Here is a 15,445-nt window from a genome sequence, read left to right as displayed (position 1 = left end):
ACATGATCCTGGACAACTTCCAACTGGACGGCCGCGTGGCCATCGTCTCGGGCTGCAACACCGGCCTGGGGCAAGGGATGGCGGTCGCGCTGGCGCAGGCCGGCGCGCACATCGTCGGCGTCAACGTGTCCGACCCGGCGGAGACGCGCACCGAGGTCGAGCGCCTGGGGCGCCGCTTCCTCGACCTGCGCGCCAACCTGGGCGACATCAGCTGCATCGAGGGCCTGGTGGCCGAGGCCAAGTCGCTGACCGGCCGCGTCGACATCCTGGTCAACAACGCCGGCATCATCCGGCGCGAGGACGCGATCCGCTTCAGCGAGAAGGACTGGGACGACGTCGTCGACCTCAACCTGAAGACGGTGTTCTTCTTCTCGCAGGCGGTCGCGAAGCAATACCTGGCACAGGGCGGCGGCGGCAAGATCATCAACGTCGCGTCGATGCTGTCCTTCCAGGGCGGCGTGCGGGTGCCGTCGTACACGGCCAGCAAGAGCGGCGTGATGGGCATCACCCGGCTGATGGCCAACGAGTGGGCCTCGCACGGCATCAACGTCAACGCGATCGCGCCCGGCTACATGGCGACCAACAACACCGCCGCGCTGCGCCAGGACGAGACGCGCAACGCCGCGATCCTCGACCGCATCCCGGCCGGTCGCTGGGGCAGCCCGGACGACCTCGCGGGCCCGGTCGTGTTCCTCGCCTCCAAGGCCTCGGACTATGTGAACGGGTATACCGTCGCGGTCGATGGGGGATGGTTGGCCAGATAACGGCCCACCCCCTACGCGCTGCGCGCGCCCCTCAAGGGGGCGAACCCGACGGCCCGGCAAAGCCGGTCCGCGGGTTCCGCTGGATGAAGACACCACGTGCGCGGTTTTTTTGATCGGCCACCGACGAGACAACGGGGGATCGATGTACGAGAACAAGAAGCTGGGCTTTCTGTTCGTCCTGCCATTCGTGCTGGGCGTGCTGCTGTTCAAGCTTTTCCCTTTCGTGATGAGCTTCGCGCTCAGCTTCACGCAGTACGACCTGATCGATCCGCCGACCTTCGTCGGGCTGCGGAACTATGAGGAACTCGCGACCGCGGATCCGCTGTTCCGCAAGTCGCTGGGCGTGACGCTGCTCTTCGCGCTGCTGGCGGTGCCGCTGCGCGTGGGCTTCGCGCTCTTCATCGCACATGTGCTGAACTTCAAGCTGCGCGGCATCAACTTCTTCCGCGCCGCGTTCTACATCCCGTCCATCCTCGGCGGCTCGATCGCGGTGGCGGTGCTGTGGCGTTTCGTCTTCGCGCGCAACGGGCTCGTCAACCTGGTGCTGATCAAGCTCGGCATCGAGCCGATCGCGTGGCTCGCCGACGAGCACTACTCGATGTGGACCATCGTGCTGCTGTTCACGTGGCAGTTCGGCTCGGCGATGGTGATCTTCCTGGCGGCGCTGCAGAACGTGTCGATCTCGCTCTACGAGGCCGCCGAGTGCGACGGCGCCAGCAAGATGCAGCAGTTCTGGAAGATCACCGTGCCGCTGATCACGCCGGTGATCTTCTTCAACGTGATCATGCAGATGGTGCACGCGTTCCAGGAGTTCAACGGCCCGTACATGATCACCGAGGGCGGTCCGCTGCACTCGACCTACGTGCTGGCGCTGTACATCTACGACCAGAGCTTCCGCTTCTTCAACCTCGGCTACGGCGCGGCGCTGTCGTGGGTGCTCTTCGCCCTGGTGGGCGGCCTGGCGGCGCTGTCCTTCTGGAGCTCGAAGTACTGGGTCTTCTACTCCGGCGAGAAGGAGACCAAGCGATGAGCCGCCCGCCCGCGTCCGCGCACGTGAACGCGCCTCGGTCGGCCCAACTCCCTCTCCCGCTGGCGGGAGAGGGCAGGGGTGAGGGCAGCGGTGGTGGCACCGCGCCCACCCTGATCCTGGTCCGCGACCGCGGCAACCGCACGCTGCGCTACCTCGCGCTGGCCGCGGTCGCCATCGTGATGCTCTACCCGCTGCTGTGGCTGATCGGCGCCTCCTTCAAGAGCAATGCGGAGATCTTCAGCTCCGCCGGCTTCTGGCCCGAGCGCTTCGACTTCGACGCCTACGCCAAAGGCTGGAAGACCAGCACCGAGTACACCTTCGCGACCTACTTCCTGAACAGCTTCCTGATCACCATCCCGCGCATCATCGTGACGGTGATCTCCTGCGTGCTGGTGGCCTACGCCTTCGCGCGCTTCGAGTTCTGGGGCCGCAAGACGCTGTTCAGCATCATGATCGCCACGATGATGCTGCCGCTGATCGTGCTGCGGCTGCCGCAGTACCTGGTGTTCCGCGAGATCGGCTGGCTCGATTCCTACCTGCCGCTGATCGTGCCCTCGGCCTTCGCGACGGACACCTTCTTCGTGTTCATGCTGGTGCAGTTCCTGCGCGGCATCCCGCGCGACATGGAAGAGGCCGCGCAGATCGACGGCTGCAACGCGCTGCAGCTGCTGTGGCACATCATCGTGCCGCTGCTCAAGCCGGCCATCATCTCCGTGGTCGTCTTCCAGTTCATCTGGACGATGAACGACTTCATGGGCCCGTTGATCTACCTCGCGTCGGTCGAGAAGTACCCCGTCTCCCTCGCGCTGAAGATGAGCATCGGCGCCACCGAGGAGGTCGAGTGGGCCAACGTCATCGCGATCTCGGTGGTGGCGCTGATCCCGTCGGTGGCGGTGTTCTTCGCGGCGCAGAAGCACTTCATCGAAGGCGCCACCTCCTCCGGGGTGAAAGGATGAGTGCTCGGTACTGCGCGTCGGGACGCCCTCTGGGCCCCTCCCACGGAAGTATCAGGAGGAGCCCGCGGAGCGGGCGGGGGACATGGAGTGGGAGGGGCCCAGAGGGCGGCCCGACACCCCTCGATGCAACGAAGTACGAGAGCTGGAGACAAGCACCGTGGCAAGACTGAGCCTCAACAAGATCGAGAAGGTGTACCCGAACGGCTTCAAGGCCGTGCACGGGGTGGACCTGGAAGTGCGGGACGGCGAGTTCATGGTCTTCGTCGGTCCGTCGGGCTGCGCGAAGTCGACGCTGCTGCGGATGATCGCGGGGCTGGAGAGCATCACCGGCGGCGAGCTGCGCATCGGCGACCGCGCCGTCAACGCGCTGCCGCCCAAGCAGCGCGGCATCGCGATGGTGTTCCAGAACTATGCGCTGTACCCGCACATGAAGGTCTACGACAACTTGGCCTTCGGCCTGAAGCTGGCCGGCACGCCGAAGGCGGAGCTGGACCAGCGCGTGCGCCATGCCGCGGGCCTGCTGGAGATGGAGCATCTGCTGGACCGTTATCCGAAGCAGCTGTCCGGCGGCCAGGCGCAGCGCGTCGCGGTGGGGCGCGCGATCGTGAAGAAGCCCGACGTGTTCCTCTTCGACGAGCCGCTGTCCAACCTCGACGCCAAGCTGCGCGCCGCGATGCGCGTGCGGCTGACCGAACTGCACCGCACGCTGCGCGAAAGCCGCCAGCCGGCCACGACCGTCTACGTCACCCACGACCAGGTCGAGGCGATGACGATGGGCGAGCGCATCTGCGTGCTCAAGGACGGCGTGATCCAGCAGGTCGACACGCCGACGGCGCTCTACGACCGGCCGGCGAATGCCTTCGTGGCGAGCTTCATCGGCTCGCCGGAAATGAACCTGCTGGAGGCTCGGCTGGTCGCGACCGACGTCGGCCTGGCCGTCGAGGTGGGCGGTGCGCGGCTGCCGCTGCCGGCGGAGAAGTCGGCGGGCGTCGCCGCGCTGCCGCGCCTGGCGGATGGCGCGGTGACCTTCGGTCTGCGGCCCGAGCACATCGGCCTCGCGCCGCGCGCGCAGGGCGACAGCGTCGCGGTCGGCGCGCGGCTGCGCTTCACCGAGCACATGGGGTCGGAGGTCTACCTGCACGCCGAGCTCGGCCCGCTGCCGATCACCGCGCGCGTGCCCGCGGAGCAGGCCGTGGCGCTGAACGGACTCGCACGCGGCGACGCCTTGACGCTGCACCTGCAGATCTCGGCCTGCCACCTGTTCGACGCGACGAACGGCCTGAATCTGCTGTCGACCTCCTCCTCGACCTCGTCGACCTTTGCATCCTCGTCCTCGTCCTCGTCCTCGGGAAGCGACGCATGAGCCTGCCACGACGACAGCTGCTCGGCATCGCCGCGGGGTCGGCCGCGATCGCGGCGACCGCGGGCGTGACCGCGGCGCTGACCGCGCCGGCGCGCGCGCAGGACAAGCCCACCGTGCTGCGCTTTGCCTGGTGGGGCGGCGCGGGCCGGCACGAGGCGACGCTGAAGGCGCTCGCGCTCTTCGAGCGCCGCCATGGCGTGCGCGTGAAGGCCGAGTACATGGGCTTCAACGGCTACCTGGAGCGGCTGACGACGCAGATCGCCGGCGGCTCCGAGCCCGAGGTCATGCAGATCAACTGGGCCTGGCTGGCGATGTTCAGCAAGCGCGGCAACGGCTTCGCGGATCTGAACCGGCACGCGGGGCTGATGGACCTCGCGCAGTTCGACCGCGAGGACCTCGCCTACGGCGACGTCGCCGGCAAGCTGAACGCGCTGCCGGTGTCCTTCAGCGCGCGCGTGATGCTGTGGAACCAGGCGGCGTTCGATCGCGCCGGCCTCGCGCTGCCGAAGACCTGGGACGAACTCTTCGCGACGGGGCCGGCATTCCGCCGGATCCTCGGCGAGGACGCCTACCCGCTCGACGGCGAGCTCTACGACATGATGCTGCTGTCCCAGGCCTGGGTGCAGCAGCGGCACGGCACGGCCTACGTCGATCCGGCGCAGCCGCGCGTGGCGATGAGCGAAGGCGCGGCGCTCGACTGGGTGCGCACCTACAAGCGGCTGGTCACGGACCACGTCGCGACGCCGCTGCCGCTGCGCGCGAGCCTGGGTGGCGCGGAGAAGCCGACCGAGCAGCAGCCCGACTGGGTCGTCGGCCGCTGGGCCGGCAACTACACCTGGGACTCGGTCATCGCGCTGCGGGCGTCGACGCTGGACAAGCAGCAGAAGCTGGTGCTCGGCGAGTTCCCGACCCTGCCGGGCGCGCGCGACAGCGGCATGTTCGGACGTCCCACCGTGATGTACGCGGTCAGCCGCCATGCCGAGAAGAACGGCCGCGCGGAGATGGCCGCCAAGCTCGTCAACTTCCTGCTGACGGACCCCGAGGCCGCGGCGCTGCTCGGCCGCACGCGCGGCCTGCCGTCGGCGCGCGGCCCCTACGAGCAGTTGAAGGCCGCCGGCAAGCTGCCGCCGCTCGAGGTCGCGGCGCACGAGCAGATCAAGCTGCAGCGCGAGTCGGGCCGGCTCAAGCGTCCGGCGCCCTTGTTCGAGCACGCACGGCTGCACAAGTTCATGCGCGAGGTCTTCGAGACCGTCGCCTACAACAAGACCAGCGACGTCGACGCCGCGCGCCGCCTGGTCACCGAGGGTCAGGCCTTGCTGCAACGGATCAAGTGAACGCGCCACGCCAGCGAGAACGCCAGCAGCGAAAGCGCCATCGATAGCACCAACGATCAGAGCGACCATGAAAGCCAACGAACGACAGCTCCACTTCGTCACCCGCGAGGATCCGGACACCGGCGCGCGCGTCACGCGGCTGACGCCCACCGACGTGACCTGCCATCGCAACTACTTCTATCAGAAGTGCTTCACCAACGACGGGGCCAAGCTGATCTTCGGCGCCGAGTTCGGGCCGGGCACCAGCTGGAACTACCACCTGCTCGACCTGAAGACGCAGGTGGCGACGCAGCTCACCGACCAGCCGGGCGAGAACACCTTCGGCGGTTTCCTCAGCCCGGACGACCGGCATCTCTACTTCGTCCGCGCGGAGCGTCAGTTGATCCGCCTGTCCATGCGGGATCTGGGCGAGGAGGTCGTCTACACCGTGCCGGAGGGCTGGGTCGGCTACGGCACCTGGGTCGCGAACACGGCCTGCACGAAGATGGTCGGCATCGAGATCGCCGCGAGCGACTGGTTCCCGCTCAGCGACTGGCAGAAGTTCCACCAGATGTTCCATGCGAAGCCGCGCTGCCGCCTGATCCGCATCGACCTGGCGACCGGCGCGCGCGAGGTGATCCTCGAGCAGCAGGGCTGGCTCGGCCACCCGCAGTACCGGCCCGGCGACGACCACACCGTCGCGTACTGCCACGAGGGGCCGCATGACCTCGTCGATGCGCGCATGTGGTTCATCGACGAGGATGGTCGCAACGTGCGCTGCGGCCGCCGCCACGATCCGGGCGAAAGCTGCACGCATGAGTTCTGGGTGCCGGACGGCTCCGCGATGATCTATGTCTCCTACCTGAAGGGGCAGCGCGACCGCTGGATCTGTTCGCTCGATCCGGTGACGCTCGCATCGAAGCGCCTGACGCGGATGCCGCCGTGCTCGCACTTGATGAGCAACCAGGACGGCACGCTGTTGATCGGCGACGGCTGCGATTCGCCGGCCGATGTCGCCGACACCGGCAGCCACCAGATCGCGACCGATCCCTTCCTGCACCTCTTCGACCTGAAGGCGGGCACCGAGCGCCGCGTCGCGCGGCACGACAGCTCGTGGCGCGTCTACAAGGGCAACCGGCAGGTCACGCATCCGCATCCGTCGTTCACGCCGGATGAGAAGCAGGTGCTCTTCAGCGCGGACGCTGAGGGCGAGCCGGCGCTGTACCTGGCGGACCTCTGATGCGAGTCCGGTCGGTGGTCGTGGCGGCGGGTGTGAGCCTGGCGGCGCTGTCCGGCGGCGCTGGCGCGGCACAGCCGGCGGCCGGCCCGGAAGCGATCCACACGTCGGCACCGGGGGTTCCTGTCCAGGAGCGTCCCCAGCTCACCGATGCGCAGGCGGCCACGGCCACGGTGGCCGCCTACCTCGGCGACTGGCAGCCTGTGCCGCTCGATCCTTCGCGCTGGACGCCGACCTTCGTCGTCGCCGCCGATGGCAGCGGCACGCACCGCACGGTGCAGGCCGCGATCGACGCGCTGCCCGCGAAGGCGTCGGGCCCGGCATCGGCGCCGCGCGCCTACGTGCTCGTGAAGCCCGGCACGTATCGCGAGCCGCTCTGCATCCAGGACAAGGCGCCGTTCACGCTCTACGGCGCGGGCGACCCGTCGCAGGTCGTGATCGTCGAGGGGCGCTACAACGCGCTGTCCAAGCCGCGTGGCACGGCGGCGCATCGCTGCATGCCGCTGCTCGACGCGGAGACGCACGGCACCCCCGGCAGCGCGAGCGTGATGCTGTTCAGCGACGACGTGCAGCTCGCGCAACTGACGATCGCCAACGATGCGATGGACCGCGTGCGCGATGGGCAGGGCTATCCCGCCGGCGTCGGCGAGAGCGGCGGCGCACAGGCCGTCGCGCTGATGACGCGTGGCGATCGCCTCCAGATGGAACGGGTCCGCCTGATCGGGCATCAGGACACGTTCTATGCGGAACGTGGCGCCGTCGGCACGGAATCCGCCGCGGGCGCCGCCCTTCCGACCCGCGTGTTCGTGCATGCCAGCGAGATCCGCGGCGATGTCGACTTCATCTTCGGCGGCGCGACGCTGGTCATCGACGACAGCCTGATCGTCAGCCGCGCCGGTCGTCGCGTGCCGGGCCACGGCGGACACGTGATCGCGCCCAGCACGCCCAACGCGCAGTCGCGCGGGTTCCTGATTCAGCGTTCGCGTTGGCTCGCTGAACCGGGCGTCACGGCGGGCAGCATCAGCCTGGGTCGCGCCTGGGATCGCGGCATCGCGCGCGGTGAATGGCGCGCGTCGCCGACCGTGCCGAACGGTCAGGCGGTGATCCGGGACAGCCTGCTGGGGCCACACCTCGCGCCGTGGTCCGCATCGACATCGCGCCGCCCGTTCAGCGCTACCGGCGAGGCCGCCAACCGCATGGCCGAGTACCGCAACGCCGCGCTGCCGGTGGCGCTGCCCGCCGCGGCGTTCGACGCGATCGCACCGGGCGACGGCTGGGCGTCGATGAACGGCGGGACCCTCGGCGGCGCGCAGGCGAAGGTCGACGCGATCCGTGTCGTGCGCACGCGCGCGGAGCTCGATGCGGCGCTTGCGCTCGGCGACGCGCCCAAGCTGATCGCGCTCGCCGCGCGCATCGACCTCGCGGCGGATGCCACGGGCCGGCGCCTGGGCGTCGAGGACTTCCGCGATCCCGCCTTCGACCTCAAGGCCTTCGTCCGGCAATACGATCCCGCGACCTGGGGCCGTCGCGCGCCCGAAGGTCCGCTGGAGGAAGCGCGCAAGCGCTCCGTGAAGAAGCAGGCCGCGCAGGTCGTGATCAAGGTGCCGTCGAACACGACGATCGTCGGCGTCACGCCTGACGCCGGCTTCGACGGCGGCTCGCTGATGCTGGACAAGGTGTCGCAGGTGATCCTGCGCAACCTGCGTTTCTCCGATGCCTACGACTTCTTCCCCGCCTGGGACCCGAACGACAACGGCCACGGCGAGTGGAACTCCGAGTACGACACCGTCTCGCTGCGCGAGGCCACGCAGGTGTGGATCGACCACTGCGCCTTTGACGACGGCGAACGGCCCGATCCGCGCGAGCCGGTGGCGCTGGGCCAGCGCCTGCAGCGGCACGACGGGCTGCTCGACATCACGCGCCGCTCGGACTTCGTGACCGTGTCCTGGAACGTCTTCCGCCGCCACGACAAGACGATGTTGATCGGCGGCGGCGACGGCCATCGCGACGATCGCGGCCACCTGCGCGTGACGCTGCACCACAACCTCTGGGAGCAGGTGAAGGAGCGCACGCCGCGCGTGCGCTACGGGCAGGTGCACGTCGCCAACAACCTCTATGTCGCCGCCGCCGGCGGGGACTACCCCTATGGCTACTCGATCGGGGTCGGCATCGAATCGCACGTGCTGAGCGAGGCCAACGCCTGGGAGGCCGCCGCCGGCATCGGCCCGGAGCGCGTCGTGCGTCTGCTCAAGGGCGAGCGCTTCGAGGATCGAGGTTCGAACTTCAACGGCGCGCCCATCGATCCGCTGCGCTGGCTGCGTGCCGCGAACCCTGACAAGGCTGTCGTCGGCGAGGCCGGCTGGACGCCGCCGTACCGGCTTTCCATCGAGCTTGCGGGCGATGTGGCGGCACGGGTTCGCGCGGGCGCGGGGACGGGCCGGCTGTGGTGAAATCTTCCCTTTCCAAGAACACCTTGCGCATGGATGACGAACTGAACGATGGCAAGCAGCAGCCCGAGTCCGTGGCCGCGGTGCTCAAGGTCTTTGCCATCCTGCAGGCCCTGTCGGAACGCAGCGACACCGGCATCTCGGAGCTGTCCGTGCGGCTGGCGATGCCCAAGGCGACGGTCTACCGTTTCCTGCAGACGATGAAGACGCTGGGCTACGTGCGCCAGGAGACCGACAGCGAGCGCTACGGCCTGGCGATGAAGGTCTTCGAGATCGGCGCGAGGGCGCTGCAGTATCCGGACCTGGTCGACCTGTCCAAGCACCACATGCAGATGCTGGCCGACGCCACCGGCGAGACGGTGCACCTGGGCACGCTGATCGACAGCGAGATCATCTACGTCCACAAGGTCGATTCGAAGCACATGCTGGGCATGTACTCGCGCATCGGGCGGCGCGCGCCCTTGCACTGCACGGCGATCGGCAAGGTGCTGATGGCCTGGGAGCATCCGGAGCGCCGGGCGCGCGTGCTGGCCGGGGCCGAGTTCCAGCGCTTCCGCGACAAGACCATCACCGAGCCGGCGGCCTTCCAGGCCGAACTGGAGCGGGTGAAGCGCCAGGGCTTCGGCGAGGACCGCGAGGAATTCGACGATCACATCCGCTGCCTGGGCGTGCCGATCTTCGACCGGCTGGGCCAGCCGATCGCCGGCATGAGCGTCAGCTTCCCGACCTTCCGCTACGACGACGCCAAGGCGCCCGAGGTCGTGGCGATGCTGCAGGCGGCCAGCCGGGACATTTCCGCCCGCCTGGGTTGCACGGCGTTCCCGCTGGACGCCGCCTGACGCACTCAGCGCGGCCGGGTCCGGGACAATCCCGATCCGCTTCCCGCTGCTTTGCGCTGCTTCTCGCTTCCCGCTCCCGGGTGTCGCGTCCCGTCGTCTCCCTTCCAAAGACACGCTGCATCGGCGCGACACCGCGATAACGCGGTTGTCGTTGAGGCCCATGTTGTCGTACAACTGACCCTGTGATGAATGCTTCGTTGACCCGTTCCCGCCCGAAATCGCTGGCACTCGGACTTGTCCGTGCGCTGGAGGACCGGATCCGTGCGGGTGCGCTCGCCAACGGCGACAAGCTGCCGACCGAGGCGGCGATCATGGCCGAGTTCGAGGTCAGCCGGACGGTGGTCCGGGAGGCGATCTCGAAGATGCAAGCGGCGGGGCTGGTCGAGACCCGGCACGGCATCGGGACCTTCGTCCTGGGGCTGGGTGAGGGCGGGCCGTTCCGGATCGGCGCGGAGCAGATGGCGACATTGCACGATGTCGTCGCGGTGCTGGAGCTGCGGATCGGCATCGAGACCGAGGCGGCTGCGCTGGCCGCGCAGCGGCGCACCGACGCGCACCTGCTGAACATGCGGGCCGCGCTGTCGGCCTTCGCGGAGGCGGCGCTGGCGGGCCGCGACGCGGTGGCCTCGGACTTCCAGTTCCACCTCGAGATTGCCCGCGCGACCGGCAACCCGCACTTCGAGCAGCTGATGGCGACGCTGGGCGCGCCGAGCATCCCGCGCGCGCGCCTGGCGAGCCTGGCGGCCGCGGGCGACGAGGACCCGGTGGCGCAGCGCGACTACCTGCTGCGCGTGAACGCGGAGCACGAGAGCATCCTCGACGCGATCGCCGCGCGCGACACCGAGGCCGCCCGCGCCGCCATGCGGACGCACCTGGCCAACAGCCGCGAACGGCGCCGGCGCGCGGCGTTGGCGTTGCAGGACAAGCGCTGAGCGGTACGACGCTGAACGGCCAACGATTCAGGCTTCGACGGGTTCCTGGTTCTCGCTTCGCTCGATCTCTTCCACCTTGAACTTCCAGCCGTTGCGACCCGAGGTGGCCACGATCTTCTGATGCACGAGGCGTTCGACGGTCATGATCCGATCAAACGCCGACTTCAAGGACTCGTCTCCGGCAGCGTGCTTGAGATAAAGCAGCCGCTGGAGGGTGTCGTTGGACTTCGGCACCCGGCCTCGACGTTCCCACAGGCTGATGTTCTGCTCGCTGACCCCTTGCATCTTGGCCATGGCTGTCTGCGAGAGGTGCATCTTTGAGCGAAGGTAACGAAACTCCTTGCCCGTCAGTCGCCCCGGTTTGCGAACGAGGTGCGCAGCGATGGCATCGAGCAATTGCTCCAATGCCGCGAACGAAACAGCGGGGCCGAAGGGCGTTTCCTTGCAGGTGAAGCCGTTCTTCAGCCAGACATTGTCCAGCCCGCATTCGGTGAAGTGGTACAGCGTCATGTCCTCTCCTAAGCAATCACGGTCACGACGATGAATCCGGGGTTGTCGTCGTCCAGACCCACACATACCTGCAGGTCCCGCTCACCCCCGTACCACTGGACGCGACAGATGAGCAGTGTCGACTTGATGTCCACCTCCGGCTGCCTCCCGATCTGGCCCTTGCGAAGGCATTCCAAGGCGTCTTCGATGTTGACGCGGCGCTGCCGCATCCGTTGTTTGGCATGACGAGTCCAATCGATCTGCGTGGGTTGCTTGACGATGCGACGGATGTGTCGTTCCAGTTGTGGGATTGAAAACTTCTTGAACGTCACTTCAGTCGTGCCTTCGCGCCTGGTTGCTCCCCGTAATTTTTATGGGTTGCATCGTAGGCGTGTCCGAGGTGGCGGCGCGAAAGCGGTGTTGCGTTCTTCCCATAGTTTTTATGGGTTGCTGTCCTACTGCAATCGGTAGTTCTGCGTGTTTTCCCTCATCGATGAGCGATTGACGCCGCCTTGTCATCCGCTCGACTCAACTTGTATGATGACTGACAACAAGATCGCCAAAGCGTCGACGGGTTGAGCCCCGGCGTCGCACCAAGAGCGGTTTCCACGGTTCCTTCCCCGGAGACAAACCATGACCCTTCTGACCCGCCGCCTGGCCGTCAAAGCCGGTGCCGCCCTTGGCGCCGCCGTCCTCTCCACCTTTGCGGCCGGCCTGGCCCATGCCAACGGCTTCCCCGATCGACCGGTGACCATCGTCGTCCCGTTCCCCGCCGGCGGTTCCACCGACATGCTGGCCCGCGCCATGGGCGCCGAGCTGCAGAAGAAGTGGGGCCAGACCGTCATCGTCGACAACCGCCCCGGCGCCACGGGCACCCTCGGCACCTCCCAGGTCAAGCGCGCCGCGCCCGACGGCTACACGCTGCTCGTCTCCTCGCTCGGGCCGTTCGTGATCGCGCCGCATCTGCTCAAGGCCGTCCAGTACGACGCCCTCAAGGACATCGACCTGCTGACCGTCGCCATCCAGGCGCCCAACGTGCTGGTCGTGCCCGCCGCCTCGCCGCTGAAGAGCGTCAAGGACGTCGTCGACACGCTCAAGAAGGACCCGGGCAAGATGAGCTTCGCCTCGTCGGGCAACGGCTCCTCCGACCATCTGACCGCCGAGCTGTTCTGGCTGCAGACCGGCACCAACGGTCTCCACGTCCCGTACAAGGGCGGCGCGCCGGCGATCAGCGACCTGCTGGGCGCGCAGGTCGATGCGTCCTTCCAGAACATCAACGCGGTGCTGCCGCACATCGTCGGCGGCAAGCTGCGCGCGCTGGCCGTGACCGGCGACAAGCGTTCCGCCGTGCTGCCCAACGTGCCCACGCTGTCCGAGTCCGGCATCAAGGGCGCCGACGTCTACTCCTGGCAAGGCGTGGCCGCGCCCCGGGGCCTGCCGCCCGCCGTGCGCGCGCAGCTCCAGAAGGACATCGTCGCCGCGCTGCACGACCCGTCGGTGAAGCAGAAGTTCTCCGACATCGGCATCGAGACCGTCGCCAACACGCCCGACCAGGCGCAGGCCTTCCAGAAGACCGAGTTCGCGCGCTGGAAGCAGGTCATCGAGACCCGCAAGATCACCGCCGATTGATCCCATTGCCGGATCGCGTTGTCCGATCCCCGCAGACCGACCAGGAGTTTCGCGTGAGCGCAAGCAGTCCCATCGTCACCTCCGCCCGCGCGATCCCGGTCGCCGGCCGCGACGGCATGCTCATGAACCTGAGCGGCGCCCACGCGCCGTTCTTCACCCGCAACCTGCTGATCCTCGAGGACGACGCCGGCCACGTCGGCATCGCCGAGATCCCCGGCGGCGAGCCCATCCGCAAGACGCTCGAACAGGCCGGCGAGCTGCTCGTCGGCCAGCCGGTCGCGAAGTGGAACGCGCTGCTGGCGCAGGTCCGCGAGAAGTTCAAGGGCCTCGACAGCGGTGGCCGCGGCCTGCAGACCTTCGACCTGCGGACCACGATCCACGTGCTCACCGCCGTCGAATGCGCGCTGCTGGACCTGCTGGGCCAGCACCTCGGCGTGCCGGTGTGCGAGCTGCTCGGCGAAGGCAAGCAGCGTGACAGCGTCGCGATGCTGGGTTACCTGTTCTTCGTCGGCGACCGCACGAAGACGGGCCTGGCCTACAAGACCCCCGAGGACGAGGCCGGCAGCGATGCCGCCGCCGACGCCTGGCTGAAGGTCCGCCACCACGTCGCGATGACGCCGGAGACCATCGTCGAGCAGGCCGCCGCGGCGCAGGCGCGTTACGGCTTCAAGGACTTCAAGCTCAAGGGCGGCGTGCTGCGCGGCGAGGAAGAGGTCGAGGCCATCCAGGCGCTGAAGGCGCGCTTCCCCGAGGCGCGCGTCACGCTCGATCCCAACGGCGGCTGGCTGCTGAAGGACGCGATCCGCCTGCTGCGCGACCTGGGCGGCGTGCTCGCCTATGCCGAGGATCCCTGCGGCGCCGAGGAAGGCTTCTCCGGCCGCGAGGTGATGGCCGAGTTCCGCCGCGCCACCGGCCTGCCGACGGCCACCAACATGGTCGCCACCGACTGGCGCCAGTTCACCCACGCGCTGAGCCTGCAGTCGGTCGACATCCCGCTGGCCGATCCGCACTTCTGGACCATGTCGGGCGCGGTCCGCGTCGCGCAGACCTGCCGCGACTTCGGCCTGACCTGGGGCTCGCATTCCAACAACCACTTCGACGTGTCGCTGGCGATGTTCACGCATGCCGCCGCCGCCGCGCCGGGGCGCCTCACCGCGATCGACACGCACTGGATCTGGCAGGACGGCCAGTTCCTGACCGAGAAGCCGCTGCGGATCGTGGACGGCGAAGTCGCCGTGCCGACCGCGCCCGGCCTGGGCGTCACGCTCGACATGAAGGCCGTCGACGCCGCCCACCAGCTCTACCTGCAGCACGGCCTGGGCGCGCGCGACGACGCCATCGCCATGCAGCACCTGATCCCCAACTGGAAGTTCGATCCCAAGCGGCCCTGCATGGTCCGCTGAACGATCCCCCCGAACGACACCCGGAGAGAGACATGCACGAACACAAGAAGACGTCCCCCATCACCCGCCGCGCGCTGATCGCCGCGGCCGCCGTCGCCGCGGTGGCAGGCGTGGCCCCGAGCGCCTTCGCGCAGGCCGCCTGGCCCAGCAAGCCGCTGAAGATCATCGTCCCGTACACGCCGGGCGGATCCTCGGACATCATCGCCCGCATCATTTCGCCGATGCTCGGCGAAGCGCTCAAGCAGACCGTCATCGTCGAGAACAAGCCCGGCGCCAGCGGCAACATGGGCGCCGACCAGACCGCCAAGGCCAACGACGGCTACACCATCATGCTGTGCGACGTCAGCGCGCTGGCCATCAGCCCGTCGCTGTACACCAAGCTCGCCTTCGACCCGTCCAAGGACCTGAAGGGCGTGGCGATGCTGGCCTACTCGCCGCACATGCTGGTCGTCCACCCGTCGGTGCCGGCCAACAACCTGAAGGAACTGGTCGAGCTGTCCAAGAAGTCCAAGATCGACTTCGCCGTCACCGCGATGGGCAGCGCGCCGCACCTGGCCGGCTTCCAGGTCGCCAACCTGACCGGCGCCAAGTGGGAATACATCCCGTACAAGGGCGGCTCGCAGGCCGTCACCGACACCATCGCCGGCCAGACGCAGGTGCTGATGAACGGCATGCTCGCGACGCTGCCCTTCGTGCAGCAGAACAAGCTCAAGGTCATCGGCGTCAGCAAGGCGACCCGCGTGCCGCTGCTGCCCAACGTGCCGACGCTGGCCGAGCAGGGCGCCACCGGCTTCGAGTCCGGCACCTGGCAGGGCATCCTGGCTCCGGCCAACATGCCCAAGGCCAACATCGACAAGCTGTCGGCCGCGCTGATCAGCATCATCCGCTCGCCGGAAGTCCGCGCGCGTCTGGCCGCGCAGGGCGCCGAGGTCAGCACGATGAACCCGACCGAGATGGATACCTTCTTCAACGCCGAGCGCAAGAAGTGGGCGGGTGTCGTGAGCAAGAGCGGGCTCAAGCTCGATTGACCCGATCGACCCGCG

The 15,445-nt window shown here is 68.2% G+C and carries 14 protein-coding genes; 12 read left to right on the top strand and 2 right to left on the bottom strand.

Going from position 1 to position 15,445, the window contains the following annotated elements:
* Positions 1 to 2: 2 nt before the first annotated feature.
* From kduD to ACQ4L4_RS15290, 9 genes are all read left to right on the top strand, one after another.
* Positions 3 to 764 carry a 2-dehydro-3-deoxy-D-gluconate 5-dehydrogenase KduD gene (kduD, locus tag ACQ4L4_RS15330; RefSeq protein WP_377161092.1) on the top strand — a complete coding sequence of 254 codons (762 nt, stop codon included), beginning with the start codon at positions 3 to 5 and terminating at the stop codon, positions 762 to 764.
* 142 nt (positions 765 to 906) lie between these two features.
* Positions 907 to 1,794: a carbohydrate ABC transporter permease gene (locus tag ACQ4L4_RS15325; protein WP_377161094.1), complete on the top strand. Its 888-nt coding sequence runs from the start codon at positions 907 to 909 to the stop codon at positions 1,792 to 1,794.
* Complete coding sequence (locus ACQ4L4_RS15320; protein WP_431099796.1) at positions 1,791 to 2,750, top strand: carbohydrate ABC transporter permease; 960 nt, start codon at positions 1,791 to 1,793, stop codon at positions 2,748 to 2,750. The genes ACQ4L4_RS15325 and ACQ4L4_RS15320 overlap by 4 nt, the downstream gene beginning before the upstream one ends.
* Before the next feature lie 157 nt (positions 2,751 to 2,907).
* Complete coding sequence (locus ACQ4L4_RS15315) at positions 2,908 to 4,113, top strand: ABC transporter ATP-binding protein (protein WP_431099794.1); 1,206 nt, start codon at positions 2,908 to 2,910, stop codon at positions 4,111 to 4,113.
* Positions 4,110 to 5,447, top strand: coding sequence for an ABC transporter substrate-binding protein (locus ACQ4L4_RS15310; RefSeq protein ID WP_431099793.1), 1,338 nt, complete (start codon positions 4,110 to 4,112; stop codon positions 5,445 to 5,447). Before ACQ4L4_RS15315 ends, ACQ4L4_RS15310 begins: the two co-directional genes overlap by 4 nt.
* A gap of 67 nt (positions 5,448 to 5,514) precedes the next feature.
* Positions 5,515 to 6,666, top strand: a complete 1,152-nt coding sequence (locus ACQ4L4_RS15305; protein WP_431099792.1) for an oligogalacturonate lyase family protein — start codon at positions 5,515 to 5,517, stop codon at positions 6,664 to 6,666.
* Entirely contained in the window at positions 6,666 to 9,113 is a 2,448-nt protein-coding gene (locus ACQ4L4_RS15300; RefSeq protein ID WP_431099791.1) for a pectinesterase family protein, read from the top strand. The genes ACQ4L4_RS15305 and ACQ4L4_RS15300 overlap by 1 nt, the downstream gene beginning before the upstream one ends.
* Positions 9,114 to 9,142: 29 nt before the next feature.
* Positions 9,143 to 9,949 carry a DNA-binding transcriptional regulator KdgR gene (gene kdgR, locus ACQ4L4_RS15295; RefSeq protein ID WP_377161106.1) on the top strand — a complete coding sequence of 269 codons (807 nt, stop codon included), beginning with the start codon at positions 9,143 to 9,145 and terminating at the stop codon, positions 9,947 to 9,949.
* Between the two features lie 185 nt (positions 9,950 to 10,134).
* Positions 10,135 to 10,881 (top strand): FadR/GntR family transcriptional regulator, encoded by a 747-nt coding sequence (locus ACQ4L4_RS15290; RefSeq protein ID WP_377161108.1) that lies wholly within the window; start codon positions 10,135 to 10,137, stop codon positions 10,879 to 10,881.
* Positions 10,882 to 10,908: 27 nt separating this feature from the next.
* Here ACQ4L4_RS15290 and ACQ4L4_RS15285 read toward each other — a convergent pair whose 3' ends face one another.
* Both ACQ4L4_RS15285 and ACQ4L4_RS15280 read right to left on the bottom strand, forming a co-directional pair.
* Positions 10,909 to 11,391 carry a hypothetical protein gene (locus tag ACQ4L4_RS15285; protein ID WP_431099790.1) on the bottom strand — a complete coding sequence of 161 codons (483 nt, stop codon included), beginning with the start codon at positions 11,389 to 11,391 and terminating at the stop codon, positions 10,909 to 10,911.
* Between the two features lie 8 nt (positions 11,392 to 11,399).
* Entirely contained in the window at positions 11,400 to 11,702 is a 303-nt protein-coding gene (locus ACQ4L4_RS15280) for a DUF4258 domain-containing protein (protein ID WP_431099789.1), read from the bottom strand.
* A gap of 301 nt (positions 11,703 to 12,003) precedes the next feature.
* On the opposite strand from ACQ4L4_RS15280, the gene ACQ4L4_RS15275 reads away from it, so the two are divergent.
* The 3 genes from ACQ4L4_RS15275 to ACQ4L4_RS15265 all read left to right on the top strand — a co-directional run bounded on the left by ACQ4L4_RS15275 (position 12,004) and on the right by ACQ4L4_RS15265 (position 15,430).
* Complete coding sequence (locus ACQ4L4_RS15275; protein WP_431099788.1) at positions 12,004 to 12,999, top strand: Bug family tripartite tricarboxylate transporter substrate binding protein; 996 nt, start codon at positions 12,004 to 12,006, stop codon at positions 12,997 to 12,999.
* Positions 13,000 to 13,115: 116 nt separating this feature from the next.
* Positions 13,116 to 14,402 (top strand): enolase C-terminal domain-like protein, encoded by a 1,287-nt coding sequence (locus ACQ4L4_RS15270; RefSeq protein ID WP_431104945.1) that lies wholly within the window; start codon positions 13,116 to 13,118, stop codon positions 14,400 to 14,402.
* 32 nt (positions 14,403 to 14,434) lie between these two features.
* The gene (locus ACQ4L4_RS15265; protein WP_377161114.1) at positions 14,435 to 15,430 is read left to right on the top strand and encodes a Bug family tripartite tricarboxylate transporter substrate binding protein; all 996 of its coding nucleotides are present in this window, start codon (positions 14,435 to 14,437) and stop codon (positions 15,428 to 15,430) included.
* Positions 15,431 to 15,445: the final 15 nt, after the last annotated feature.

It is taken from the genome of Roseateles noduli, assembly GCF_050626985.1.
GTDB lineage: Bacteria > Pseudomonadota > Gammaproteobacteria > Burkholderiales > Burkholderiaceae_C > Roseateles > Roseateles noduli_A.
This window is presented reverse-complemented; position numbering and strand designations above follow the sequence as displayed.